This is a genomic window from Vibrio sp. 9-16B-A1 (genome assembly GCF_056726165.1).
The window spans coordinates 18,450-45,068 of the sequence record NZ_JBSDZD010000012.1 but is presented as its reverse complement, the minus strand read 5'-3'; the positions used below and the strand labels follow the sequence as shown (position 1 = coordinate 45,068).

17 protein-coding genes are annotated in these 26,619 nt (G+C 50.6%); 3 read left to right on the top strand and 14 right to left on the bottom strand.

The genetic code is table 11. From position 1 onward, the window contains the following. Nucleotides 1-17: 17 nt before the first annotated feature. From rmf to ACVB80_RS17795, 14 genes are all read right to left on the bottom strand, one after another. Nucleotides 18-191 carry a ribosome modulation factor gene (rmf, locus tag ACVB80_RS17860; protein ID WP_481082649.1) on the bottom strand — a complete coding sequence of 58 codons (174 nt, stop codon included), beginning with the start codon at nt 189-191 and terminating at the stop codon, nt 18-20. A gap of 173 nt (nt 192-364) precedes the next feature. After that, nucleotides 365-2,215, bottom strand: a complete 1,851-nt coding sequence (locus tag ACVB80_RS17855) for a DUF3466 family protein (RefSeq protein ID WP_481082648.1) — start codon at nt 2,213-2,215, stop codon at nt 365-367. An 8-nt stretch (nt 2,216-2,223) separates the two neighbouring features. Continuing rightward, nucleotides 2,224-4,137: an ABC transporter ATP-binding protein gene (locus tag ACVB80_RS17850; protein WP_481082647.1), complete on the bottom strand. Its 1,914-nt coding sequence runs from the start codon at nt 4,135-4,137 to the stop codon at nt 2,224-2,226. After that, nucleotides 4,115-4,357, bottom strand: a complete 243-nt coding sequence (locus ACVB80_RS17845) for a glutaredoxin family protein (RefSeq protein WP_481082646.1) — start codon at nt 4,355-4,357, stop codon at nt 4,115-4,117. Before ACVB80_RS17845 ends, ACVB80_RS17850 begins: the two co-directional genes overlap by 23 nt. Nucleotides 4,358-4,360: 3 nt before the next feature. Continuing rightward, on the bottom strand, nt 4,361-6,475 hold the full coding sequence (rlmKL, locus tag ACVB80_RS17840; protein WP_481082645.1) for a bifunctional 23S rRNA (guanine(2069)-N(7))-methyltransferase RlmK/23S rRNA (guanine(2445)-N(2))-methyltransferase RlmL: 2,115 nt from the start codon (nt 6,473-6,475) through the stop codon (nt 4,361-4,363). A 526-nt stretch (nt 6,476-7,001) separates the two neighbouring features. Next, the gene (locus ACVB80_RS17835; RefSeq protein WP_481082644.1) at nt 7,002-7,544 is read right to left on the bottom strand and encodes a cell division protein ZapC domain-containing protein; all 543 of its coding nucleotides are present in this window, start codon (nt 7,542-7,544) and stop codon (nt 7,002-7,004) included. A gap of 162 nt (nt 7,545-7,706) precedes the next feature. Further along, nucleotides 7,707-8,717, bottom strand: coding sequence for a quinone-dependent dihydroorotate dehydrogenase (gene pyrD / locus ACVB80_RS17830; RefSeq protein ID WP_481082643.1), 1,011 nt, complete (start codon nt 8,715-8,717; stop codon nt 7,707-7,709). A gap of 44 nt (nt 8,718-8,761) precedes the next feature. Beyond that, on the bottom strand, nt 8,762-13,603 hold the full coding sequence (locus tag ACVB80_RS17825; RefSeq protein ID WP_481082642.1) for an NAD-glutamate dehydrogenase: 4,842 nt from the start codon (nt 13,601-13,603) through the stop codon (nt 8,762-8,764). Nucleotides 13,604-13,757: 154 nt separating this feature from the next. After that, nucleotides 13,758-13,976 carry a DUF2835 domain-containing protein gene (locus tag ACVB80_RS17820; protein WP_481082641.1) on the bottom strand — a complete coding sequence of 73 codons (219 nt, stop codon included), beginning with the start codon at nt 13,974-13,976 and terminating at the stop codon, nt 13,758-13,760. 55 nt (nt 13,977-14,031) lie between these two features. Beyond that, nucleotides 14,032-16,638 carry an aminopeptidase N gene (gene pepN / locus ACVB80_RS17815; RefSeq protein WP_481082640.1) on the bottom strand — a complete coding sequence of 869 codons (2,607 nt, stop codon included), beginning with the start codon at nt 16,636-16,638 and terminating at the stop codon, nt 14,032-14,034. 190 nt (nt 16,639-16,828) lie between these two features. Beyond that, nucleotides 16,829-17,506 (bottom strand): hypothetical protein, encoded by a 678-nt coding sequence (locus ACVB80_RS17810; RefSeq protein ID WP_481082639.1) that lies wholly within the window; start codon nt 17,504-17,506, stop codon nt 16,829-16,831. A gap of 119 nt (nt 17,507-17,625) precedes the next feature. Continuing rightward, a complete protein-coding gene (gene prc / locus ACVB80_RS17805) occupies nt 17,626-19,629 on the bottom strand; it encodes a carboxy terminal-processing peptidase (RefSeq protein WP_481082638.1) in 2,004 nt (667 codons plus the stop codon). A 17-nt stretch (nt 19,630-19,646) separates the two neighbouring features. Further along, nucleotides 19,647-20,261, bottom strand: a complete 615-nt coding sequence (gene proQ / locus ACVB80_RS17800; RefSeq protein WP_481082637.1) for an RNA chaperone ProQ — start codon at nt 20,259-20,261, stop codon at nt 19,647-19,649. Between the two features lie 100 nt (nt 20,262-20,361). After that, nucleotides 20,362-20,835 carry a GAF domain-containing protein gene (locus tag ACVB80_RS17795; protein ID WP_481082636.1) on the bottom strand — a complete coding sequence of 158 codons (474 nt, stop codon included), beginning with the start codon at nt 20,833-20,835 and terminating at the stop codon, nt 20,362-20,364. 68 nt (nt 20,836-20,903) lie between these two features. On the opposite strand from ACVB80_RS17795, the gene ACVB80_RS17790 reads away from it, so the two are divergent. From ACVB80_RS17790 to ACVB80_RS17780, 3 genes are read left to right on the top strand one after another with little or no spacing between them, the layout of a single operon-like run. After that, the gene (locus ACVB80_RS17790) at nt 20,904-22,697 is read left to right on the top strand and encodes an ABC transporter ATP-binding protein (protein ID WP_481082635.1); all 1,794 of its coding nucleotides are present in this window, start codon (nt 20,904-20,906) and stop codon (nt 22,695-22,697) included. Between the two features lie 24 nt (nt 22,698-22,721). Beyond that, nucleotides 22,722-23,969 carry a PqiA/YebS family transporter subunit gene (locus ACVB80_RS17785; RefSeq protein ID WP_481082634.1) on the top strand — a complete coding sequence of 416 codons (1,248 nt, stop codon included), beginning with the start codon at nt 22,722-22,724 and terminating at the stop codon, nt 23,967-23,969. Next, nucleotides 23,962-26,613 (top strand): PqiB family protein, encoded by a 2,652-nt coding sequence (locus tag ACVB80_RS17780; RefSeq protein ID WP_481082633.1) that lies wholly within the window; start codon nt 23,962-23,964, stop codon nt 26,611-26,613. The genes ACVB80_RS17785 and ACVB80_RS17780 overlap by 8 nt, the downstream gene beginning before the upstream one ends. The last annotated feature ends 6 nt before the right edge of the window (nt 26,614-26,619 follow it).

The window sequence follows — 26,619 nt, the reverse complement described above, 5'->3', positions numbered from 1 at the left end:
TAAAATGTATGGGTTATTTATTTGTAGAGACCAGCTTGTTTGTCATCTCTGGCATCACGCCAACCACCCAACCAATACGATCTCGCATCCGTTTGTTGATAAGGGCATGTCTCTTGTGAGCGGCCGTTCAATCCGGCTTTGTACCCCTGGTTTTGAGCTCGTTCAAGGCGGTCACGCTTCTGTCTCTTCATAGTACGTTCCTCATACAGTAGAAATTCCGTAATTACGACTATTAAACTTCCATGGAGTTTTTGTGACTCCACGATTAAGAATTGACCATGCTGGCGCGTTTCTCAAGCATTAAAAAAGGCAGGCCCTCATTTCTGTGAAGACCTGCCTGATCTTGCCATTTTTTACAAAAAAGCTATTTACGGCGCATTCCGAAAAGTGCTAGGACACCGATGAACAGCCAGCCGAATCCGGCGCCCTGACGTTCTACCGGATCCTGATCGTAGGAGCGGGTCTGGATAACCTGCTTGTCCGGATCTGAAATCGGAGTCAGCTTAACCGCTACTTTCTTCTCGGTACCGTCACACAGAGAGTTATGACTGGTTGTCTCGTAGCCACCAGCACAGTACATAGCCGTAGCACTGATAATGCCGGCGTCGTTAATGTCATTTGCATCAACTATACGGAACTGGTTGTTACCTCCGGTATTGCCATCATTGGTCAGATCATCCAGCCACCAGCCCTGCTTGATAAGCTGATTTGAGCTATTGTATGGATAAACAAACCCCCGCTCCCGACGCATCTTACCGTCGACTTCACGGGTCGGTTCCGCATGGATCTTACCAACAATCAGGTTGTTGTTATTGATTGCACGCATTTCACCGCCGGCGCCATCAAAGAAAATACCCCCACTCAGGTAATTCGCTACTGGTGAACCTGATGATGCGTTAGCAACCCAAAGACGATTGTTACGGGAACCATTCTGCGATGGCACATCAGTAGAAGAGCGGATATAGTCGAAACTACCGCGTTTGGTTGAACCAATGACAATCAGATTTTCGTTGATGTCGTTAGCTACAGAGTTACTGTAAACCCACTCGCTGCCTTCTTTGAGCTTTGTTCCTGATACGGTTACTGCTGACCACGCGTTGCCTGCTTTGATTTTAGTCGCATCAATATCAGTGGAAGGGTAGAAAACAGCAGCTTCCAGCGCAGAGCGTGAATCCTGGTTTCTCGCGTTATAGCCTACCAGCAGTGGTTTTCCTGCATACGTGCCCGCTTTAGCAATAGCAGAGCCACGAACGCTGGAGTTGATCGTATTGGAATTACCAGATGACGTTGCACTGTCACTAATTCCGGACCATCCAGCAACCTTATATGCTGTATTTGAAACGCCTTCGGATACATCCCAAACCGCCGCTTTGCTGTTAAATCCGACGTTTTGACAGGCACTTGCCTCTTCCGGGTTCGTACTGTTAGTACAGCCCCGACTGTCATAAATTGAACGGGCTGCAGATCCCGCCACCCACGTCTTTGAATCAAACTCAAAAGTGGCAAATGCCCGGGTTGGACCAGTTTTGCCAATAACACCCGACTTATCAATAGGATTCAACAGCAGCATAGTGCCATCGTCGTAGTAACCACGGCTCTTATAGCGGCGCCCACTTTTACCCTGATTGTTCTTAACATAACCACTGCTGATGTTACCGGCTTTACCACCAGTACCAATCGCATTCACTGTTACTTCCTGGGTTCCCTGCTCAACAGTCTGGAAGTCATTGTCAGTAACGCCGTCATAAATACGAGTGCCATTCAAATACGCTTTTGTGTTGTTGTCTGCGGAGCTAAATGTGTAATTCCACGCATTCACCACCTTGTTTGCACCACCAGAGCCACCTGTTCCCCAAGTATAACGCCCTGCCCAGGCATCGCAGGTTTTATACTTGTACTGGTAATCACAGTACCGCTCATACTCATAACGAAGGTCATCCCAAACCATACGAAGACGGTTATCAAACTGAAAATCTACTTCATTGTTAATGAACTGCCCCGCTTCACCCAAACGCCCTCTGGACGCGATAGCCGGCTTGCTCGCTGAACAATCCTCAGTAAAACAATCGGTAGCGCCCATTTCTTCAAGCGGCCCACCAAAATTCTCATTATCCGCACTTGATACGATCTCAACGTTATACAGAGCCGCATTTGCTCCGGTAGCTGCCATAATTAGGGCAGCCAGAGTCGTCAGTTTAAAAGTGTTACTACTCATTTTACTTCTTATTCCTGTTGCATTGCTTCGAGCTCTTCCCAGCGCTCAAACGCAATTTCTAATTCCTTTTCTGCAGCGGCCAGTTTGTCGAGCACAGGTTGGGTTTGTGCTACGTCCTGGGCGAAGAATTCTGGTGTATTGACCTCTTGCTGCAGTTCGTCAATTTCGTTCTCAAGCTCTTCGAGGCGCAGTGGCAAAGCTTCCAGTTCCCGCTGTAGCTTATACGATAACTTTTTCGGTTTTGCGCGCTCTTGCCTGTTTTTGGGAGTTTCCTCAACTTGTTTCTGCACTTTTGCCGGCTTTTCAACCTCGCGGGCCTTGTGAACCTGCGCTCGCTGCTGCTGGGCATCATGATAACCGCCAACAAACTCTTCGATAACGCCATTGCCTTCGAAGATCCAGCTGGTCATCACGGTATTATCAACAAACTGACGATCGTGGCTGACAAGAAGCAAAGTACCCTGATAATTGGCAAGCAATTCTTCCAAAAGTTCCAGAGTTTCTATGTCAAGATCGTTAGTTGGTTCATCGAGCACCAATAAGTTGTTCGGTTTGAGCAAAATTCGCGCAAGCAGCAGACGGTTCTTCTCACCACCTGAAAGCGCCTTAACAGGTGTACGTGCACGTTTTGGTGAGAACAGGAAATCCTGCAGGTAACTGAGGGCATGACGAGGCTTACCGGCCACCATCACTTCCTGTTTGCCATCGGCCAGGTTATCAATCACGGTCTTTTCAGGGTCCAGAATCTCACGATACTGATCGAAGTACGCCACTTCCAGTTTGGTACCGCAATGCAGACGGCCAGAATCCGGTTTGAGATCCCCCAGCAGCAGCTTAAGTACGGTTGACTTACCACATCCGTTAGGCCCAATCAGCGCAATCCGGTCACCACGCATGATATTGAAGCTGAAGTTATCGACAATCTTGTCGCCTTCATACTGAAACGAGACATTTTCCGCTTCAAATACAATCTTGCCTGAGCGGGCCGCATCGTCAACTGTGATCTTAGCTTTGCCCTGCACTTCACGGCGCTCTGCACGTTCACGGCGCAACGCTTTCAGAGCCCTCACACGGCCTTCATTACGGGTACGGCGCGCTTTGATGCCCTGACGGATCCAGACTTCCTCCTGAGCCAGTTTCTTATCGAACTCAGCGTTCTGCATCTCTTCAACGCGCAGCATCTCTTCTTTCTCGACAAGATACTTCTCGTAATCGCCAGGGAAACTGTTCAGCTGACCACGGTCCAGGTCTACGATACGGGTCGCCATCGACTGGATAAATGCCCGATCGTGAGAAATAAAGATAATAGAGCCGCGGAAATCCTTCAGAAAACCTTCCAGCCATTCGATAGTAGTTACATCCAGGTGGTTGGTCGGCTCATCAAGCAGAAGTACGTCAGGATCGCTTACCAGCGCCCTTGCCAGTGCCGCTTTACGCTGCCAGCCACCAGACAGGTCGGTAAGCTGGGTATGACCATCAAGCTCAAGTGCACCCAGCACGTTCTTAATGCGGTTTTCAAAACGCCATGCGCCACTGTGTTCAAGCTGCTCCTGAATCTTGGCCAGACGGTTAATATTCTTTTCTGTCGGCTCTTCGGCAACAAGATCGAGCTGATCCTGATAGATCTTAAGCTGCTTACCCGCTTCAGCCAGGCCTTCAGATACATAATCAAACACTGTGCCGGTTTCAGAGCGCGGTGGATCCTGTTCCAGACGCGATACCACCACGTCCTGCATTACCTGCATCTTGCCGTCGTCCATCTGGATTTCACCGGCAAGGATTTTCATCAGAGTCGACTTACCTGCCCCGTTACGTCCTACCAGACATACACGTTCATTTTCCTGCAGGGCAAATTCTGCTTTATCCAGCAGAGGATGGTCACCGAAAGCCAGTTGACCGTTATGAATGGTAATCAATGCCATTTTGTTCTAACCATTGTTGTAATTGGGAGGAATTGAAAGGCCAGTTAAGCTCGCTTCCCTGATGTTCTAGCACCGGAATGGTGACCCCGTAACGTTCAAACAGCTTGTCATCGAAAGCAATATCAATAATTTCGATATGTTGAGAAATGCCGAGCTGTTCGGTCAGGGAAAAGGCCATCTCACAGAGATGGCACCCTTCTGTACTGAAAAGTCGAATCACAGACTATCCTTTGTGTGAAATGATCCAGCAGTTGTGGATCTGCTTGTTCCTTGCAAAATCCTGAGGCAGTGTCGCACCGGAAATGTTATCCGCTTTAAGCTCCAGCTCTGCCAGAGCGTCCATATCCATCTTGAAGTGACGCTTGTTGTTTGAGAACACAATGGTGCCGCCAGGACGAAGCAGACGCTTAAGGTCTTTCATCAGCTGGATATGGTCACGCTGCACATCAAAGCTCTGCTCCATACGCTTGGAGTTAGAGAACGTAGGCGGGTCGATGAAAATCAGGTCGTATTGATTGTTTTCCTGCGACAGCCACTGCAGACAGTCCGCCTGCACAAACTGATGCTGACGGCCCACCAGACCATTCACTTTCATGTTCTCCTGTGCCCAATCCAGATAAGTCCTGGACATATCCACAGTAGTCGTAGATTTGGCACCACCAGCAGCGGCATGCACGGTTGCAGAACCTGTATATGCGAACAGGTTAAGGAAATCTTTGCCTGCTGACATCTGGCCAAGACGACGACGGGTCAGTTTGTGATCCAGGAACAGGCCTGTATCCAGGTAATCGTGCAGGTTAACCAGCAGCTGAACGCCATATTCGTTAACCAACATAAACTCAGACTCCTGCCCCAGTTTCTGATACTGGCTGCTGCCTTTCTTACGCTCACGTACTTTCAGTACCACGTTATTGGCTTCTACACCCGTTACCTGGATAGAAGCACGGATCATATCTGTAAGACGGCGCTTGGTTTTCTCTTCAGGAATATCCTTGGGAGCGGCGTATTCCTGAATCACAAGGTGGTCCTGATAAACGTCAATCGCTGCGTTGTACTCAGGAAGGTCTGCATCATACAGACGGTAAGCATCCAGACCTTCTTTTTTGGCCCACTTGCCCAGTTTGGCCAGATTCTTCTTAAGACGGTTGGCAAAGTCCGGAGCCACCAGCGTTTCTGCACCGGACTGTTCTCCACTGCGCTCACTGATTGCGTAGTTCTTCTGGTGACACTGTAACGCGCCATTGTTTACTTTGAACTGTTTATCCGCACGCATGCGCAGACAGCTCAGCAATTCATCAGATGAAGAGAAGATTGACGCCTGACAGCCACCAAACTGACCTTTCAGCTGACCACCAAACGCAGTGTACAGTGCGATAAGGCCAGGGTGCGTACCCAAACGCTCACCATAAGGCGGGTTACACACAATAGTGCCCTGCTCAAAACCTTCAGGACGGGTAACCGTCGCAGCATCACCGGCTTCAAACTGGATCAGCTCTTCTACACCAGCGCGACGTGCGTTATCACGCGCCGTTTTTAGCACACGCTTATCGCTGTCAAAACCGTAGAACCTAGCCGTTACTTTCTTCAGTCCACGACGTGCCTGTACGCTTGCTTCTGACTTGATCTCAGCCCACAGTTCCGGCTCAAAGTCATTCAGGGCTTCAAAACACCAGTATTCACGCTTTACGCCCGGCGCCATGTTCGCCGCCATCATCGCCGCTTCAATCAGCAGCGTACCGGAACCACACATAGGGTCCAGCAGCGGTTTGTCGTGCTGCCAGCCACTGCGCAGTACAATTGATGCAGCCAGTGTCTCACGCAGCGGCGCACGGCCAGCTTCGGTACGGTAGCCGCGATGATGAAGACCAGTCCCCACCATATCGAAGCCAAGCAGCGCTTTATCTTTATGAAGACGAACGTGAATGCGAAGATCCGGTTGATCCTTGCTGATCGACGGTCGTGGCAGGTTCTTCTTATTGAAGGCATCCACCACCGCATCTTTAACTTTAAGCGCGCCGTACTGACTGTTACGGATTTCACGGTTAGTACCGTTGAAGTCCACCACAAAGCGCTTGTTTGCATCAAAGTACTGAGGCCAGTTAACTGCTGCACACGACAGGTACAGATCCATATCGTCCTGACAGTTGAACTCAGCCATCACCCGCACAAAACGCGACGCCAGTCTGCTCCACAGACAGCAGCGGTAAATCTGCGCGTTATCGGCTTTAAATTTCACACCGGCCTGGACAGGTTTTGGGTTTTCAATCCCTAACTGAGTCAGCTCTTCTGCAAGGAGGTTCTCTAAGCCGTTAGAGGTAATGGCTAAATACTGGTTCATACTGGTCTTTCGTTTATAAAAATGGCCTCGATTATACCTGACTCCTCCTGATTTGCTGAGCAATTAGCTGCGATTTTTCATTCCGTTGTCCCCAACTGGACAAAAACCGCTCAGCAGACATCCATCCAGTGCCCGTATTTTTCAGATCAAAGCAGATAAAACGTCTTTTGTGCGTAAGTGAGCACTTATCCACAGCATAACTCCCGAAAAACCTGAACTTCAGGATGTTAGTGAATACTTATTCTCGCCAAATCTGGTATATACCAGGCATGTTTTGCGGGTGTAATTTTGCTACAAAACGGGCAAAAACAGGGAACAGAGTGGTGTTTTTTGCTCCACCAGCGGAAATCAGGAGGCTTTAAAAAGGACAAAAAAGAGCCAAAGTGGGAGCAAAGTCTCACCACTTTATAAGGTGTTTTTTCTCAGGAAAGGGATAAGTTGAACTGTATGACGGACAAAAAAAAGCCAACTATCGGCTGACAGCTGGCTGAATGGAACGTTAGAGATATATAAAGTATGGGCGGAACTAGCCCACCATTGCCACTGGCACAAAGTTCTCTGCCACTGCCGCTTTGGCAAGGCGATCGTGCATCACCTTAACGGACTGACAGAAAGAAAGCGTTTTGGAATCATTAAGGATAAAACCGTTCAGATCGGCTGAAGCGACCACACAAGCGTTGTCACCCGCCTCTACAACGATAAACAGGCCCTGATTGTACTGATTGGCCAGATAGACCAATTCACCAGCCTGAGGCACATAGCCCTCTTCCTGATAATCAAAGAACCAGCTTTTCGGCTGAACAGGTTTGTGGAATTTTTGAATGGTCAGACAGGCAAATGCCAGCTCCTGCTGACGGTCTTCGCAGACAGGAAGATATGCTGTTGCTTCACTGAAGAACTGAAGGGATGCCGCGTCGTCTACCGTGAACTCGTTATCACGAAACGCACAGTCCACCATCAGCTTATTGGGAATAGTAACCGGATAGTAGTAGCCGTCGTCCATGAACAGAAACAACGCATTCTTTTCGTTGCTGAAACACCACTTCCAATTATCACTTGGTTTGTACATAGCGTCGTCCCTGGTCTGTCGAGTCCGGCCTAACGACTGCAGATAACAACTGCAGCCCCCTTTTTCGCTTAATTCTACAAAGCGATCGACAAAAAAAAAGGGGAAAACTCCCCTTTTCTTTTTCTTAACCAGAATGAAAAAACTCTAATAAAACAGTGATTTTTAGAGATTCTTCACGATGTCACGAACCAGACCAGGTCCCTGGTAAATAAATCCAGAGTAAACCTGTACCAGTTTGGCACCTGCCATCATTTTCTCTTTAGCGGCTACGTAAGAGTCGATACCACCCACACCGATGATCGGCAGTTTGTCACCCAGTTCTTCATGCAGACGACGAACCACTTCGGTGCTGCGAAGCTGAACAGGACGGCCACTCAGACCACCCGCTTCATTCGAGTGCTTCATGCCTTCAACCAGGCTGCGGTCCAGGGTGGTGTTGGTTGCAATAACGCCATCCATTTTGTGACGAACCAGAGAGTCACAAATCTGCACCAGCTCTTCGTCACTCAGATCCGGAGCAATCTTCAGCGCAACCGGTACATATTTGCCGTGTTTCACTTCAAGCTCTTCCTGCTTGGCTTTCAGATCCGCCAGCAGTGAATCCAGTGCCTCACCGTACTGCAGACTGCGCAGTCCCGGAGTGTTTGGAGATGAGATGTTCACCGCGATGTAACCGGCGTACTGATATACCTTCTCCATACAGATCAGGTAATCTTCATTACCCTTCTCGATTGGCGTGTCTTTGTTCTTACCGATGTTAATACCGATAACGCCGTCGTAATTGGCTTTTTTAACGTTCTCAACCAGGTTATCAACGCCCTTGTTGTTGAAACCCATACGGTTGATGATCCCTTCTGCATCTACCAGACGGAACAGACGAGGCTTGTCATTACCTGGCTGCGGACGTGGGGTTACAGTACCCACTTCAACAAAGCCAAAACCCATCGCGCCAAATGCTTCGATGCACTCGCCGTCTTTATCCAGGCCAGCGGCCAGACCAACAGGATTTTTGAAAGTAATGCCCATGCACTCAACCGGACGGTTTGGCAGGTGTTGACGGTAGAAAAGATCGAATGGTGTTCCTGTGAATCGCTTGAAATTTTGCATGGCTAGATCATGCGCTTTTTCTGGATCCAATTGAAAAATGCCAGCTCTGGCAAGACGGTAAAGCATTGTGCCTCCGAAAGAAAAAAGCCCCGATAAACGGGGCTGTATTATTACTCATTTGACGCACAATTCAAATTTAAAAGTGCTAATTCTCTCAATGCGACGGAAAATTTCGCAAATTCATGCACTGAGCCGACCTTAAATTCGTTCAAAATGTTATCCCAACGCACCAGTGAGGTATGGTTGCTGTTAATCCATTCCTCAAGCGCATTGTTAACGTCAAAGGAATCGATTGCGCATGAACAGGTCAGCACCTGAGCGGTGAGCTGTTTTTGCTGCCAGTCGAGATCTTCACGGAATGTGGCTCTGGCGAGCGCCTGCCAATTGTTGTCTACGGCCTGATTGTTAATCTGTTTCAGGAACCAGTGCAGAGACAGGCGATCCCCAAGGGTAAAGTACATGCTCGCCGCCTGACTGACGGTTTTACCCGTTTCCCTGGCTACAACGGAAATATCCAGCGCAGCATACAGGCTGGATAAACGGGCCACATAGTTGGCAACGGATCGTTCAATCCCCTGCTCGATCCAGGTATCAGCAAGATCGTTATGCTCCTGCACCTCGCACGCCACCAGCAGATCGTCGAGATTACCCATGATCTCCTGAACGTCATCGTGATACATGGCGATCAGTTCAGAAACGCTGTACTTAGCCGAGCGGTTGCGCAGCAGCCAGCGTGACAGGCGACGCAGGGTTCTGCGGATAGCAAACATAAGACCGTACTGAGCTGTAGTGGTCGCTTTATTATCAAAGCCGCGGATCTTTTCCATGATCTCACCGAGATCAAAGATCTCCCGCGCTGCAGCATAAGCATTGGCGATGTCTACGACTCCGGCCCCGGTCTCCTCTTCAAGGCGGGTCACGAAGTTACAACCCATTTCATTCACCATCTGATTCGCAAGACCAGTGGCAATGATCTCGGTACGCAGAGGATGCGTCTCCATCTGCGAGCGATAGTTACGGCGTAACTCTGTTGGGAAGTACTCAGGCAGGAATCCGGAATGGAAATCGTCATTGGCAATGGCCTCCACTGCCAGTTGCTCCTTCAGCACCATCTTACCGTATGCCACCAGCACAGACACTTCCGGCCGGGTCAGGGCCAGCCCCTGCTTCTCCCGCTCCAGCAGGGTTTCATCGTCCGGCAGATATTCCAGCGCGCGGTCAAGATAACCGGCTTTCTCCATTGCATGAATAAAGCGGATTTGCTCTTTAACCAGTTCAGGGCCCCTTTGCTCACTGACTGAAATAGACTCTGCCTGGCAGTACGCATCTTTAAGAACAATCTCGCCGACTTCATCTTCCATCTTATCCAGGATCTGGTTGCGCTGTTTCACGGTCAGGTCGCCATTCGCCACCAGGCTGTTAAGGAAGATCTTGATGTTGACTTCATTATCGGAACAATCCACCCCGCCAACGTTGTCTACAAAGTCGGTATTTACCCGGCCTCCGCTGAGCGCATACTCAACCCTTCCTAGCTGGGTCATTCCCAGGTTGCCGCCCTCGCCGACAATCCGGGCTTTGAGATCCCGGCCATCGATACGCAGTACATCATTAGCCCGGTCACCCACGTCTGTATGAGTTTCACTGGAAGCTTTAACATAAGTACCGATACCACCGTTCCAGAGCAGATCCACTTCCATCTGGAGCAGCGCTTTGATCAGCTCATTGGGTGCCATTGATGCTTTTCGACTGCCGATCATCTTCTGAATCTCCGGCGTCAGGCTGATGGACTTGGCCCGGCGGGAGAAAATACCACCACCTTTGGAGATGAGCGTCTTGTCATAGTCCTCCCAACTCGAGCGCGGCAGTTCAAACAAACGCTTCCGCTCATCCCAGCTCTTCGCTGAATCTGGTGATGGATCAATAAAGATATGCAGATGGTTAAACGCGGCCTGAAGGCGGATATGTTTGGACAGCAGCATACCGTTACCAAACACATCCCCCGCCATGTCGCCGACACCAATACAGGTAAAGTCCGTACTCTGACAATCGATACCCAGTTCGCGGAAATGCCGTTTGACCGACTCCCATCCCCCTTTGGCGGTAATACCCATGGCTTTATGGTCATAACCATTAGAGCCACCCGAGGCAAATGCATCCCCCAGCCAGAACCCATACTCTTCAGATACTGAGTTAGCCAAATCGGAAAACGTTGCAGTCCCTTTATCTGCCGCGACTACCAGATAGGCATCGTCTTCGTCATGGCGCACAACATTAGCTGGCTGAGCGACCTCTCCATCGATAATGTTGTCGGAAACATCAAGCAATGCACGGATAAAGCGCTGGTAACAGCGCTGACCTTCGGCAAAGATTTCATCACGACTGCTCAGGGTGTGCTGACGCTTACAGACGAAACCGCCTTTGGCACCAACTGGCACAATAACCGTGTTCTTCACCTGCTGGGCTTTCACCAGGCCCAGCACCTCAGTACGGAAATCTTCCTGACGATCGGACCAGCGCAGACCACCACGGGCCACTTTGCCACCACGCAGGTGGACACCTTCAATATCCGGTGCGTAAACAAAGATCTCAAACGCCGGTACAGGCTGTGGGATCTCCGGAATATCAGATGGTTTAAGTTTAAGAGACAGCCATGGCTTGTTTTGCTTATTACCATCGAGCTGATAGTAGTTAGTACGCAGGGTCGCAAGGATCATCTCCATATAGCGGCGGATGATACGATCGTCATCCAGGCTTTCGACATGATCCAGTTGCTGGGTGATCTTGTTAATCAGCTCGGTCTGGTTCTTCTGCCCGCCTTTAAAGCGTGGCTCAAAACGCTTACCAAACAGCGCCACCAGCATGGTAGCGAGTTTGGGATGGTCGCTCAGGGTGTTTTCAATATAAGACTGGCTGAAAGGAAAACCGACCTGACGCATATAACGGGCATAAGCACGAAGTATGGTGACTTCCCTTCCGGTCAGACCGGCGCTCAGGACCAGACGGTTAAAGCCATCGCTTTCCAGCTCGCCGGCCCATATGGCTGCAAATGCCTGCTGGAAACGATCCCTGGCTTCCCGCAGATCCACTGACTGATCACTGCTGTGCAGCATAGAGAAATCCAGGATCCAGTAGACGATCCCGTTAGTCTTCTGCACTTCATAAGGCGATTCACCAATCACCCGCAACCCAAGGTTCTCAAGGATCGGCAGAACATCGGAAAGATGAATAGGTTCATCACGGTGATAGAGGCGAAGCCTTACTGCTTTGGAGTCTGGCTTCTCTTCCTGAGCGCGGTAAAACAGCATACCGAGCCGGTTATTCTCATCCAGCGCTTCCAGCCTCTCAATATCCGCTACGGCAGAACCTGGCAAAATGGCTTCTTTATACGAGCGCGGGAAGGCTTTTAAGTACTCTTTAGACAGAGGCAGACCACTGCTCTCTCCCATATTGGCGATGATCGCTTCCTGCAACCGGTCATCCCAGGAGGACGATACTTCCATCAGATTCTGCTCTATCTCTTTCACATTAACGTTAAGGCTGCTGTCACTGACGTGAACAATATAGTGGGTACGCGCCAGTGGGCTTTCAGAAAAGAAAGTCGTGAACTCCACTTCCTGACCGGATCCGAAGTACTCACGCAGGATCCTCTGAGTCTGGCGGCGCAGTTCGGTGTTATACCGCTCCTTGGTGACGTACACCATACAACTGAAGAAACGGCCAAAAGGATCTTTGCGCACAAACAGGCGCAGAAGATCCCGGTCCTGCATCTGTACCACGCCGGCACCGACATTCAACAGTTCTACTTCGCTGGCCTGCAGGAGTTCATCACGGGGGAAGTTTTCCAGAATGTTGTTGAGCGCTTTATAGGAATAAGATCCTTTCAGATAATGGCTGGATTCGAGGATCCGTTCTACTTTCTCCCGGATCAGCGGAATGTTCGAGACACTCTGGTTATACACCGCAGAGGTGTACAGGCCGGTGAACCTGTGCTCGCCAACCACTTTGCCATTTTTGGCTATCTTCTTAATCCCAATGTAATCGGTATACGCCGGGCGGTGAATACGTGATGTGGTATTGCCTTTGGTCACAATCAGCAGATACGGCTTTTTGGCTTCAAGCCGCGCTGAGTCAGAAAGCTCAGAAAGTTTCACCGGACGCACCCGCTCAGGTACGGACAGAATACCGAGACCTTTTTCCTGGGTTGGCCGCAGTTCGTGGTCCCCTTCTGTGGCCTCCAGGTCATACTCCTTGTACCCCATAAAGGTAAAGTTGTGATCGCCAAGCCAGCGCAGAAAACCAATGGTTTCTTCAATGCGCTCTTTCTCCATCGGCAGCGCATTTTTCTGGCTCTCAATTTCCGCTATCACATCATTGAGCTTATCCACCATCGGCTTCCAGTCTGAGACAACCAGCCCGGTATCAATCAGAATCGACAGCAACTCTTCTTTCAGTGCGGTCATTTTCTGCTTGTCGCTCAGCATATCGACCTCGATATGGAACAGGGACATACTATCGCCACCCTTTCCGTTTACATCGGTGATCTGATTTTTCTTATCACGCTCTATTTTGGTAGGGCCATGCAGCATCAGGTGACTGGAGTAATCAAGGCGCATCAAAGCCATCTTTATCGAATCAACCAGGAACGGGCTGTCTGTGACAACAATCTCGACAATGGTATGGGTCGACTTCCAGCCATGACGGCTTACGGTTGGGTTAAACACCCGGACAGAAAGGTCCCCGGGCTTCTTTTCATTGATATGGTGCCAGAGACTGACCACTGCACCATAAAGGTCAGATTCGTTTCGCTGGACGAGATCGTCCTGAGAGATGTTACTGAACAGGTGTTGAGCAAGTTTGGTAACGAGGGACTGTTGGTCAGAATCCAGTTTTTCCTGGATAAGACGATAAACCTTTTCCAGCAGGACGGGTACAACCGTTTCACGAGCAGGCATAGAGCACTCCAAATGCGATTTTTCTTATTGTTAACAGCTATCAATATTGTAAGAGTATTATTATCAAACCGTTAACTATTTTAAGGCCCGCATAAGGAGAAATATCAGATTCTGTGATTGAGATTCCTGTTTAAACTTCTGAAAAAAAGCTCTTTTACAGAGCTTCTAACTTCATAAACTTATTGTTCTGGTCGGTTGTTAAGCGAAAGCGCCCTTTTACCCCGATCTGACTTAAAAACGGCCGGAACTTTGCCGCTGGCAGTTGTAGTTTTAACCCCTGATCGGTGTACACCACCACGCTGGATGCAGCGCCTGAATAGTAGTTCATAAACTGCTGATAGCTGATGTTCAGACTAAACAAATAATGCTTCATAACAAATTAACCGGAGGACGTCAGAACTGGCAGCCCTGAGTCCCCCTCTGTTTACTTACTGCTCCAGTGCTTTGGACACTTTCTCGTAAAGATCAGATGCCAGGTTCTCCAGCGCAGCCAGTTTTTCCAGCTCTGCACGCATCAATGCCTGACGCTCTTCGTCATAATTGCGGTACTTAAGCAGCGGATCGATAAGACGCGATGCCACCTGCGGGTTACTGGTGTTCATCTCTGTCAGGATCTCGCCGGCAAAATGGTAACCGGAACCATCTTTGGCGTGGAAATGAACCGGGTTTGCAGCAAAGAAACTGCCGACCAGGTTGCGGGTGCGGTTCGGGTTTTTCAGGTCAAACGCCTTGTGCTGCATGCTCTGTTTTATCACCTCAAGCACGTTCTCTGCCGGGTTAGTGCCCTGCTGCATAAACCACTTATCCATCACCAGTCCGTCATCCTGCCACTTATCACTGAAGTCTTTCATCAGAGTTTCACGGCATGGCAACTGGGCATGGTTAGCAGCCGTCAGTGCGGCAATGGTGTCGGTCATATTACTGGCGATCTGATACTGTTTTGCAACCAGTTCATCCCCCGCTTCACTGCGCGCAAGGTAAGAAAGACAGGTGTTGCGAAGCGCACGAACTCCAATGGCAGCATGCTCAATACTGTACTCTTCCTGAGTCAGTGAGTGATAAGTTGCAGACAGCTCATCATACATATCTGATGCCAGACGTTTTTTGAACTGACCAAGCACATTATGAATTGCATCCACATCTACCGGCTTAAACCAGCCCGCGACTTCATTCTCACCTGGCAGGGTCAGCATCTCAGCAACAAACGCCGGCTCAAGTTCAGCATTTAGCAGAACGCCGCGGAACGCATCCACTACCAGCTCAGGCAGTTCAAACGCTTCCTCTTTCTGAACGAGCGCCACATTGTGTTTAATGTGTTTTGCCAACAACATCTGGCCGGCATCCCAGCGGGCAAACTCGTTGCGCGCGTTCACCATCAGGAACATCAACTCTTCGTCAGAGTAATCGTAATCCAGTTTCACCGGCGCGGAGAACTCACGCAGCAGAGAGACGACTGGTTTTTCATCAACCTTTTCAAACACAAAGCTTTGCTCGTCCTGAGTAATGTCCAAAACATTGTGTACATTTTTATTGTTACAGCGTAACTCAATTACCGAACCATCTTTACGGTAAAGCTCAATATCCAGCGGAATATGCAGGGCCTGCTTCTCATTTTGATCTGCTGTTGGCGCGGTGTGTTGCTTCACCGTCAGAGTATAAGCCTGAGAAGATTCATCATAACTGTCACTCACCTCAAGTACCGGTGTACCTGACTGGCTGTACCACAGGCGGAACTGTTTCAGATCCACACCGGAGGCATCTTCCATCGCCGCGACAAAGTTTTCGCAGGTCGCTGCCGTGCCATCGTGTCGTTCAAAGTAGAGCTTCATGCCTTTCTGGAAGCCTTCTTCGCCCAGCAGTGTGTGCATCATACGGATCACTTCACTGCCCTTTTCATATACGGTCAGGGTGTAGAAGTTATTCATCTGAATGACTTGTTCCGGACGAATCGGGTGTGCCATCGGGCTGGCATCTTCTGCAAACTGAGGACCACGCATTACACGTACATTGTTAATCCGGTTTACCGGCCGTGAGCCCAGATCGCTTGAAAACTCCTGGTCACGGAAAACGGTCAGGCCCTCTTTCAGGCTGAGCTGGAACCAGTCACGACAGGTGACACGGTTACCGGTCCAGTTATGGAAATACTCATGACCAATAACGGCTTCGATACCCAAATAATCCGTGTCAGTCGCGGTTTTTTCATTCGCCAAAACAAACTTGGAGTTAAACACATTCAGGCCTTTGTTCTCCATCGCGCCCATGTTGAAGAAGTCCACCGCCACAATCATGTAGATATCAAGGTCGTACTCAAGGCCGAAGCGCTCTTCGTCCCACTTCATCGAATTGATCAGAGAGGTCATCGCATGCGGTGCGCGATCCAGGTTGCCTTTATCAACAAAGATTTCCAGCGCCACTTTGCGGCCGGAACGGGTGGTGTAACTGTCACGCAGCACATCAAAATCACCGGCCACCAGCGCAAACAGGTATGCAGGCTTTGGATGCGGGTCATTCCATTTCACCCAGTGACGGCCACCGTCGGTTTTGCCTTCTTCAATCCGGTTACCATTACTCAGCAGGAACGGATACTCTTTCTCGTCTGCGATAACTGTCGTGGTAAACACCGCCAGTACGTCCGGGCGGTCCTGGTAATAAGTGATACGGCGGAAGCCTTCAGCTTCACACTGGGTACAGAATGCGCCGCCGGATTTGTACAGACCTTCCAGCGCGGTGTTCTCCGCCGGGCTGATTTCGGTTACGATCGTCAGCTCAAACTCATCCGGCAGGTTATGGATCTCAAGGCCATCGTCCGCTGCCTGATAATCAGACCACGCCTGACCATTCACCGCTACCGAGTCCAGTTTCAGCTCTTCGCCATCCAGAACCAGGGTTGTGCTCTGTTTGAGTTTCTTAACTTTTGAAACGGCCGTCACTTTGGTGGCGGTATCAAAGAGGTCAAAGGTGAGGTCAATGTGAGTGATGGTAAAATCCGGGGATTGATAATCTTTGCGGTACCTGGCTTGTGGATTCTCGGCCATGTTGTATTCCTTATAATTCCTTTGAAGAGTGCCGGAGACAAAACAAAGCGAGTGCCTTCACACTCGCTTTTAGAAAAACCATTATCCGGCTTGACCTGACTATGATATACAAACTGTCCTGTTTGCCACAACTCTCAGCGAACTTTCCACTGCAAACTGTGTTCGCAATCGAAATCCCTTAAGAAACACATCACTCTACCCGGTTCAGTACCGCATACATGTCCGATGATTCACTGTCCAGCGTCAGCTGATTATCTTCCAGCGTATAACGTGAGTCCTGCTCGCCGTTCTGATACATCATCACCAGATGGTCATCTTCAATAATGTAGATCCCCTCATGTGTTACCTCTTTACCGTCAGCCGATACAACAGTAAAGGAGAAAACGAAGTCAGGTTTAAGCTCCAGATCCATCCTGCTGATATCACTCGCCGCCAGGTCATCACCCAGCAGTTGTTCGCTGGTCCAGCGGCCGACCAGTGCATCCGGCAGACCTTTATGGAACATCACGCCATTCAGGCTCAGGGTATTGTGATTGTTGTTGTAGTAATAAAGCTGGGGATTAGCGGTCTCCATACCCAGGATGAGCGTTGTTTCATCAGCCTCATAACGCCCCTGCCAGTAATCAACACTGTGGTCTTTTTTCTGGATCTCGATAGTAAAGACGTAATTGGATTCCAGCGTCAGCCGGATAGCGAGGAAGTTTTCCTGACTGTCAGCGGGATTCGGATTGAACAGATACCAGTCCCCGATCAGAAACGGATGATTGAACTGAGTCAGATCAGGCTTGGCCGGCACCTCTGCCGTCTTTGCGCTCAGCGACCCCATGCCCAGCGTCAGACAGGCCAGAATAGTGATTAACAATCGCATAACAATCTCCCCGCTTTTCTTATAGCGTAGGAGCTCAATATGCATACACCCAAGAAAAATTGATCTGCATCACATTATTTTTTGGGTTAAAAAAAGCGGGCATTTCGCCCGCTTCATGTTTATGCTTTGTTTTTATTAACGATATCGACCGTTATTGCGACTGCTTCATCCAGATACGGATCCGGAGCTTCGTAGTCTTTTGGCACGTCTTCCAGAGATTTAAACTCCGCTTTGCCGTCCGCTTTCTGACGCAGGTTAATTCGCTTGAGCTTCAGTGCTTCCGCTTCATCCTGCTCCTTCTCGCGTGCTTTCTGGCTCAGCGAAATGGAATTATCTTCCTTCTCCTGCTTATAGATATCGATGTCTTCAGCAATAAAGCCAAACTCCATATCCTTCGCAATCCGCTGGTCATGTTTCACCTGCAGATCTGCAATAAGCGCAGACTGATTACCAACCCGCTGATACTCAGCAGCTTTGATCATATCCCATGGCAGTGCGTTATCTTCAACGCTTTCACCGGTTTCTTCCGGATCAACCGCAGTCGGGAACGCAATGTCCGGCACTACACCTTTATTCTGGGTACTGCCACCATTCACACGATAAAACTTCTGAATAGTGTACTGAACATAACCCAGCTCTTTTTCAAACAAATCATAGATATGATTCAAAGAGCGGTGCTGCTGGACCGTACCTTTACCAAAAGAATTCTCACCCAGTACCACGGCACGGCCATAATCCTGCATGGCTGCAGCAAAAATCTCAGAAGCCGATGCACTGTAACGGTTAATCAGCACGGTAACAGGACCGGTATAACTGATCTCACCATCGGTATCGCTGTTCTGTTCAATCCGACCGTAGCTGTCACGCACCTGAACAATCGGACCTGATGTGATAAACAGACCAGACAGCGCCGTTGCTTCGCTCAGCGCCCCACCACCATTGTTACGGAGGTCAACAACAATACCGGATACGCCTTTTTGCTTCAGCTCACCGATCAGTTTCTCAGTATCTTTGGCCAGGCCAACGTAGAAACTCGGCACTTCAAGTACGCCGATCTTCTTACCGTCGTATTCGATCACTTCTGACTTCACCGCACGGTCTTCAAGACGGATTTTGTCACGCACGATCGTGACATCGTAACTTTTAGCACCTTTGGCTTCAGGCAGAATATGCAGACGGACTTTGGTACCTTTCGGACCTTTGATCAACTGAACCACGTCATCAAGACGCCAGCCAATCACATCAACCATCTCTTCTTTATCCTGAGCCACACCGATAATACGGTCACCCTCTTGCAGCTGCTTGCTGTTCGAGGCCGGGCCACCAGCGACAAGCGAACGGATCACGGTGTAGTCATCGGTCATCTGCAGCACTGCACCAATACCTTCCAGAGACAGGTTCATCTCAGACTGGAACTGCTCAGCGTTACGCGGTGACAAATAACTGGTATGAGGGTCCACTTCACGGGCGAACGCGTTCATATACAGCTGGAACACGTCTTCGCTCTTGGTCTGAGTAATGCGTTTCATCGCGTTGTTGTAACGCTTGGTCAGCATCTCTTTGATCTCAGGCCACTCTTTACCGGTCAGCTTAAGGTTCAGCGCATCATATTTAACCCGCTTACGCCAAAGCTCATTGATTTCCGCTTTGGTTTGCGGCCACTCTGCTTCACTGCGGTCAAGCGTCATGCTCTCATCCGCATCAAAAGTGATCTCGTTATCGAGCAGCGTCAGCGCATAGGCAAATTGCTCAAAGCGGCGTTCGTTCGCCAGGTTATACAACTTATAAGCAACCTGGTTACTGCCGGATTTCAATTGCTCATCGATTTGAACGCGCTGGGCTTCAAACGAATCAATGTCGTCCTGGGTAAAGATATTGCGGTTGTAATCAAGCATGTTGACGTATCTTTCAAATATCGCATTTGAAAACTTGTCATTGAGGCTGAAGTGCTTGTAGTGGGAACGGGTCAGACGGGACGTCACCCGCTTTGCGGCAGTCGCGTGTTGAACTTCTGGTACCAGCTTTTCCAAATCAGCTTTAGTGTACCTTGCATCAACCGCTTGAGCTGAGGCTGCCAGTATAAAGCTGGCAGTCAACAGTGTCAGTTTAGAACGACATTTCATGCGTAGGATTATCTCCTTTATGCGCGCAGGTGCTCCGCTTTCACGACCATCTGCAGGCCGTTATTCAGTTGCACGCGCACATCATCCTTATTAACTTCTACGATAGTAGCGGCCATATTTCCTTTGCCCATGTTCACCTTCACCTCGTTACCAACGGTGATTTCATCGTTGTTAAGCGGACGGGATGGAGCTTCTGGCTTCTTCGCTGGCTTAGCCGCTTTCGGCTTAGGAGCGCGAGGAGCTTTGGCAGCCGGCTTCTTCGCTTTTGCTTCTTCACGAGCTTTCTCTTTACGACGAGCCTGTACGCGGGCTTTGCTTTCCGCCAGAGTCGCCTGAGCGTGCTCTACGTGTTCTTCTTCTAGTACGCCACACTCGTTGCCGTCCAAATCAACACGAACTGCACCAGGTTTAACACCGTGCAGGTAACGCCAGGATGAAGTGTACTGACGCAGAGCAGCGCGAAGCTGAGTCTTGCTTACTTTCGGGTCTTCACCCAGACGCTCTGCGAGGTCCTGAAAGATACCGATTTTTAATGGCTTAGCTTCACCTTCTAAAGTAAAGCACTTAGGGAAACATTCAGCAATGTATGCAATGACTTCTTTGCTGTTTTTTAACTTTTCAGTGTTTTCCATGAGGATTCCTGGTTGCTGCGGCCTTTCCGCAGATCGTTCATGTCAATATTGTTGGCTATTATAGAGAGATACCTTTAAAAAACCACAGTGAACATTCAATTTAATCATTGTTCGCGTGGGAAATGAGCAGCTTTTCAACTTCCTGCATCAGGAAAACCAGTCCCTGCCCGTCTTCTTCGCTGAAACGGCCGATTTCCGGACTGTCGATATCCAGTACCCCGGCGACGCCATTCCCCAGTGAAAACGGCACTACAATCTCTGAATTACTCGCTGCATCGCAGGCGATATGGCCTTCAAATTCGTGAACGTCATAAACGCGTTGCACCGTATTGGTGGCCACTGCGGTCCCACACACTCCCTTCCCGACGGGAATGCGTACACAGGCTGGTTTTCCCTGGAACGGCCCAAGCACCAGTTCACCTTCACGCATCAGATAGAAACCCACCCAGTTAAGGCGGTCGAGTGACATATTAAGTAAGGCACTCAGGTTCGAAAGATTGGCAATCAGGTCAGTTTCGTCTTCAATTAAAGCAACGGCCTGTTTGGTAAGGGACTGATACTGCGTTTTATCCATTTCTTTTAAATCCTTTGGAAGTATGTACAATGCCAAGCTAAATCAAAATAGGATTCATTCTCAACATAATGACTCAATACTCCGACACTATTAGCCCGTCCTGGCTGTTAACACAAGCAAAACGGCATAAAAACAAGCTGCTGCTGGCAAACCTTATCGCGATTGCTGCAACTTTAATCAGCGTGCCCATTCCCCTGCTGATGCCTTTGATGGTCGATGAAGTACTGCTGGATCAGCCTGCCAGCGGACTGGCCATGATGCAGACCGTGCTACCGCAATCCATGCACAACCCGACTGGCTATATTATGTTTACCCTGTTTCTGGTGGTTCTGATGCGGGCCAGCAGTCAGGCGCTCAATATCTGGCAGAGTCGCCAGTTTACCCTGGTATCGAAAACCATCACTTATCAGATGCGCTCCCGGATGCTCGATAAACTCGGCCGGATCAGCATTGCCCAGTACGAAACCCGCGGCAGTGGCGGGATCAACGCGCACCTGGTCACCGACATTGAAACCATTGACCAGTTCATCGGCTCTACCCTTAGCCGCTTTATCGTCAGCCTGCTGACGGTTATCGGCACAGCGCTGGTATTGTTGTGGCTCGAATGGCGTTTGGGTCTGTTTATCCTGCTGGTGAATCCGGTGGTGATTTACTTCTCCCGAATGCTGGGGAGCAAAGTCAAACACCTTAAAAAGAAAGAGAACCTGTCTTTTGAACGTTTTCAAAACCGGCTGGTGGAAACCCTGGATGGCATTTACCAGCTCAGGGCAGCCAACAAAGAGCGGGAGTTTCTCAGCGAACTTAAACAACAGGCAGACGACATTCGCCGCGACGCGGACAAGTACGCCTGGCAGTCCGAAGCAGCCGGCCGGGTGTCCTTCCTGCTGTTTCTGATTGGGTTTGAACTGTTTCGCGCCGTCGCCATGCTGATGGTGCTGTTCAGTGACCTGACCATAGGCCAGATATTTGCCGTGTTCGGCTACCTGTGGTTTATGCTCAGCCCGGTTCAGGAGTTGCTGAGCATTCAGTTTTCCTGGTACAGCGCCAAAGCCGCACTGACACGTGTTAATTCCCTGCTGGAGCTGGAAGAAGAGTTCCGGCCGGAAAGTAAAGTGAATCCTTTCAATGACTCACGCCGCGTCAGCATCTCAATTGATTCGGTTGATTTTTCCTATAACCCGGACAGAAAAGTACTTCAGCAGCTGAGCCTGGAGATCCCTGCCGGTGAGAAAGTCGCGCTGGTCGGCGCCAGCGGAGGAGGCAAATCCACCCTTATCCAGCTGCTGCTGGGGGTATACCGCCCTTCCGCCGGAGCCATACGCTTTAATGGTCACACCACTGACGATATCGGATTTGATATTATCCGCGATAAAATTGCCGTTGTTTTACAACAACCTATACTTTTTAATGACAGCTTGAGGCATAATCTCACCTTAGGTGGTCATTACGATGACCAGGCACTGTGGCAGGCCCTTGAAGTCGCGCAGCTTCAGGACGTGACAGAGCAGCTCAGTGAAGGGCTCGATACCCAGATTGGCAAACAGGGGATCCGTCTTTCCGGGGGACAGAGGCAGCGACTTGCCATTGCCCGTATGGTGCTCAGTGACCCGGACTTTGTGATTCTGGACGAAGCCACCTCAGCGCTCGACACCGCAACCGAAGCGGCACTGCACCTGGCCCTCGGCCAGTTTCTGGCCGGACGAACCACCCTTATCGTGGCGCACCGGCTGTCGGCAGTAAAACAGGCGGACAGAATTTACGTGCTTGAAGATGGCGAGGTCAGCCAGACAGGCACCCACCAGGAGCTGGTAAACCAAGATGGCTTATATCAGACACTCTACGGGAGTGTTCAGACCCACTGACAGACAAACCATTCAGGAGGCCCTGTGCCTCCTGTAGCCGAACACGCCCGCAACCCGGACAAAATCCGCCTGTGTCCAGGATGCGAACTGGCGGTGGATGTGGTCTCACTTCCTAGAGGCCGCAGTGCTTACTGTCCACGCTGTAACTCGCATTTATATCAGAGCAATACCCACTCACTGAGCGGGAACCTGGCACTGGCACTGACCTGTCTGGTGCTGTTTATCCCCTCTCACCTGTTTCCTTTTATTACCATTCGTCTGTTTGGCGTGATGATACCGGCCACCCTGCTGCAGGGCCCCTTTATTCTCGCAGAGGAAGGTTTTCTGGCGCTGGGCATTCTGGTCGCCTTCTGTGCCAGCATCGCCCCCTTTATAGTCTGCGCCAGCGTCGTCACCGCCCACGCCGCACTGAGATACCGAAATTTCTGGCTGCTGCGGATTTCCACCAATCTGGTACACCATCTCAAACACTGGGTGATGATCGATGTATTCCTCGCCAGTATCGCCATCTCCTGCTTTAAACTGCAGGACTACTCCGATATTTTTGTCGGCTGGGGACTGACGGGGCTTATTCTGCTGCAGATACTGTCACTGATGCTGGTCACCCGTTTCAGCGTTCAGCAATACTGGGAAGCCTGGCGGAGTGAAGAGAAATATCACTTTGAACACAAAGATGTACACTGCCATGTCTGCCACCTGTCCCAGCCTGAGTCTTCACACTGTGAGCGTTGCCAGCATGCCCTTTATCACCGTGTTCCGGACTCACTTAAGAAAACCTGGATGTATCTGTTTGCCGCGTCTGTTGCGATCATCCCGGCAAACGTAGTGCCTATCTCTATTTTGCTGACCAACGGTAAGCGACTTGAAGACACCATATTTTCCGGCGTGGCATCGCTGGTTAAAAACGGCATGCCTGGCATCGCGCTGATCATCTTTGTAGCCAGTATCGTGGTGCCGGTAGCCAAAATCCTTGGTCTGGCCTACATCATGCTCTGCATTCAGTTTAAACGCCGCCTGTTTCACCGGCAGCGAATGGCTATTTACTTCGCGGTGAAGTGGATTGGTAAATGGTCAGTGATGGACCTGTTTGTTATCTCCATCATGCTCACCCTGGTAGACCGGGGACAAATTTTAGACTTTACTCCCGGATATGGCGCTGTCGCGTTTGGTATCGTAGTTGTATTAACTATGCTGGCCGCCGACAGTCTCGATCCACGGCTGATCTGGGACAACTATCCAAGCTCGAATCAGGATAAACAAACCAATGAGTAGCAGTGACACACAGCAAAACTCGCATCCTCCGCGCGTCAAACGGGACTTTGGTATCTCCCCCCTTTGGCTGCTTCCGCTGATCACCCTGACTCTGGCAGGATGGCTGGTATTTAAAGCCATCAATGACGCCGGACAACGCATCCAGATCTATTTTTCAGATGCTCAGGGGCTGGTTGCCGGCAGGACCACCATCCGCTACCAGGGTCTGGAAGTGGGTATGGTGCGCAACATCAACCTGTCTGAAGACCTGCAAAGCATCTTTGTCGAAGCGGACATCTACCCGGAAGCCACCAAACTGCTCGGTGAGGAAACCCGCTTCTGGCTGGTTAAGCCGACTGCCAGCCTCTCTGGTGTGTCGGGGCTGGATGCGCTTGTGTCGGGTAACTATATCTCGATTCATCCGGGCCTGATGGTCAGTGAAGACGATGACAAAGAGCTGAAAACCGCTTATCAGGGCCTGGACAGCAGCCCTCCGGACCTGCTCGCTGCCAAAGGACTCAACATCACCCTGGTGTCTGATGAGCTAGGCTCCATTTCTGTCGGTTCCAAAATCGTCTACAAGAAAATCCCGATTGGTGAAGTGTTCAGCTACAAACTGGATGACAGCGCCCGTTATGTCCGTATTCACGCAGTGATTGACGATGAGTACCGCAACCTTATCAGCAGCGAAAGCCGCTTCTGGAATGTCAGCGGTATCGGTGCCAGTGTCGGCTTCAGCGGCATTGATATCCGCATGGAGAGCCTGAGTGCACTGATTGGTGGTGCCATTGCCGTGGACTCGCCGGATGTGGGCGTCCCGGTTGGCGATGGTGATGAGTTTAAACTCTACCCGGATCTGGCCACTGCCGGACGGGGTATTCCGGTGGCAATCGAGCTGCCGGCCGATAACAAGGTCAGCGCCAACGGCGCGCCAGTCACCTACCGCGGGCTGGAAGTCGGCCAGATCACAGACATCCAACTAAGCGATGATCACGAGCACATCATCGCCTACGCCTCTATTCAGCCAGGCTTCTCTGATGCCCTGAACACGGGCACCCGCTTCCTGCTGGAAGAAGCCAAACTCTCGCTGTCTGGCGTGGAAAACATTGGTAACCTGCTGACCGGCAATTACCTGACCATGGTGCCGGGTGAAGGCGAACGTACCCGCCAGTTTACCGCGATCCGTAAAGAAGCCTTTATCCGTAACACTCAGGGCTCCCTGCAACTGACCCTGACCGCTGACGACACTTTTGGGCTCGAAGCCGGCACCGAAATCCTCTACAAAGGGATCCGCGCAGGCAGCATTACCCGGGTAGCGCTGGATGGTGACGAAGTGCATTTTGATGTCCTGATCAACCGCGACTACGCACACCTTATTAAAAGCAGCAACCGCTTCTTCGTGAATGGCACCGCCCGTGCTGAACTGACAGAAACCGGCCTGAGTGTTACGGTCCCACCGGCCAAACAGATCCTGTCCGGCTCAGTCAGCTTTGTCAGTGAAGGTAAAAACAAACCCAAATCCAGCTATACCCTGTTTGCCAACCAGTCACTGGCCGAACTGGCAGACTTTAACCAGAGCGGCAGCGTCAGCCTGACCCTGTTCAGCGATACCCTGCCTCCGGTTTCCAAAGGCAGTCCGCTGCTATACCGCAACCTGGAAGTGGGTAAAGTCGCCGGATATAAACTCAGCAAGGAAGGAGTGCAGATCCAGCTTAATCTGGACCGCCGCTTCCGCCATCTGCTGACCGGTGACAGTGTCTTCTGGAACCGCTCGGGGGTCGAAGTCAAAGCCGATCTCAGCGGCGTCACCGTTACCGCGTCACCTGTCGCGACCCTGCTCAAAGGCGGTATCGCATTCGATACACTAAAAGGTGTAGAGAACAAACGCGGTGACCAGTGGAAACTCTACGACAGCTATAACGAAGCCCGTAAGTACGGCCGTCACATTCGCCTGACCACCAACAAAACCACCAATGTGGAAAAAGGCATGGCGCTGAAGTACCAGGGCGTAACTGTTGGTGAAGTGGCCGATGTGAAGCCGGACTTTAACTCGGCCTCGGTTAATATCGATGCGCGCATTCTGCCGGAATACGTCAGCGATGTTGCGCTCAGCAACACCCATTTCTGGCTGGTTCAGCCGGAAGTCGGCCTGAAAGGCGTCAAGAACATTGAAACTCTGCTCAGCCAGTACATTCAGGTCGAGCCGGCCGGTGACAAACCACGCTACGTGTTTGAGCTGGATACCAAGGGCCGGGAGTCCCGCGGTATTCCGTTCCAGCTTCAGAGCGCCACCCGCGCTTCTGTCAGCGTCGGTACGCCGGTGCTGTTCCGCGAGTTTGAAGTGGGCGAAGTGGTCAATGTTGAACTGGGTACCCTCGCAGACCGGGTGATCACCACCGTTGAGATCCTGCCGAAGTACGCCTATCTGATCCGCGAGAACACCATCTTCTGGAATGCGTCAGGCGTCGATGTTTCTATCGGTATTACCGGCGCCAAAGTCAAAGCCGGCACAGTTGAAAGCATCGTTCGCGGCGGCATCTCCTTTGCCACACCGGAAACCGGTCCGCTTCAGCCTCCGGCCAAAGCCAACAGCGCCTTCCATCTGCATGACAATATGGAAGAACAGTGGCGTCAGTGGCGCACACCAATCCCTGGTCCACAATAAACACCA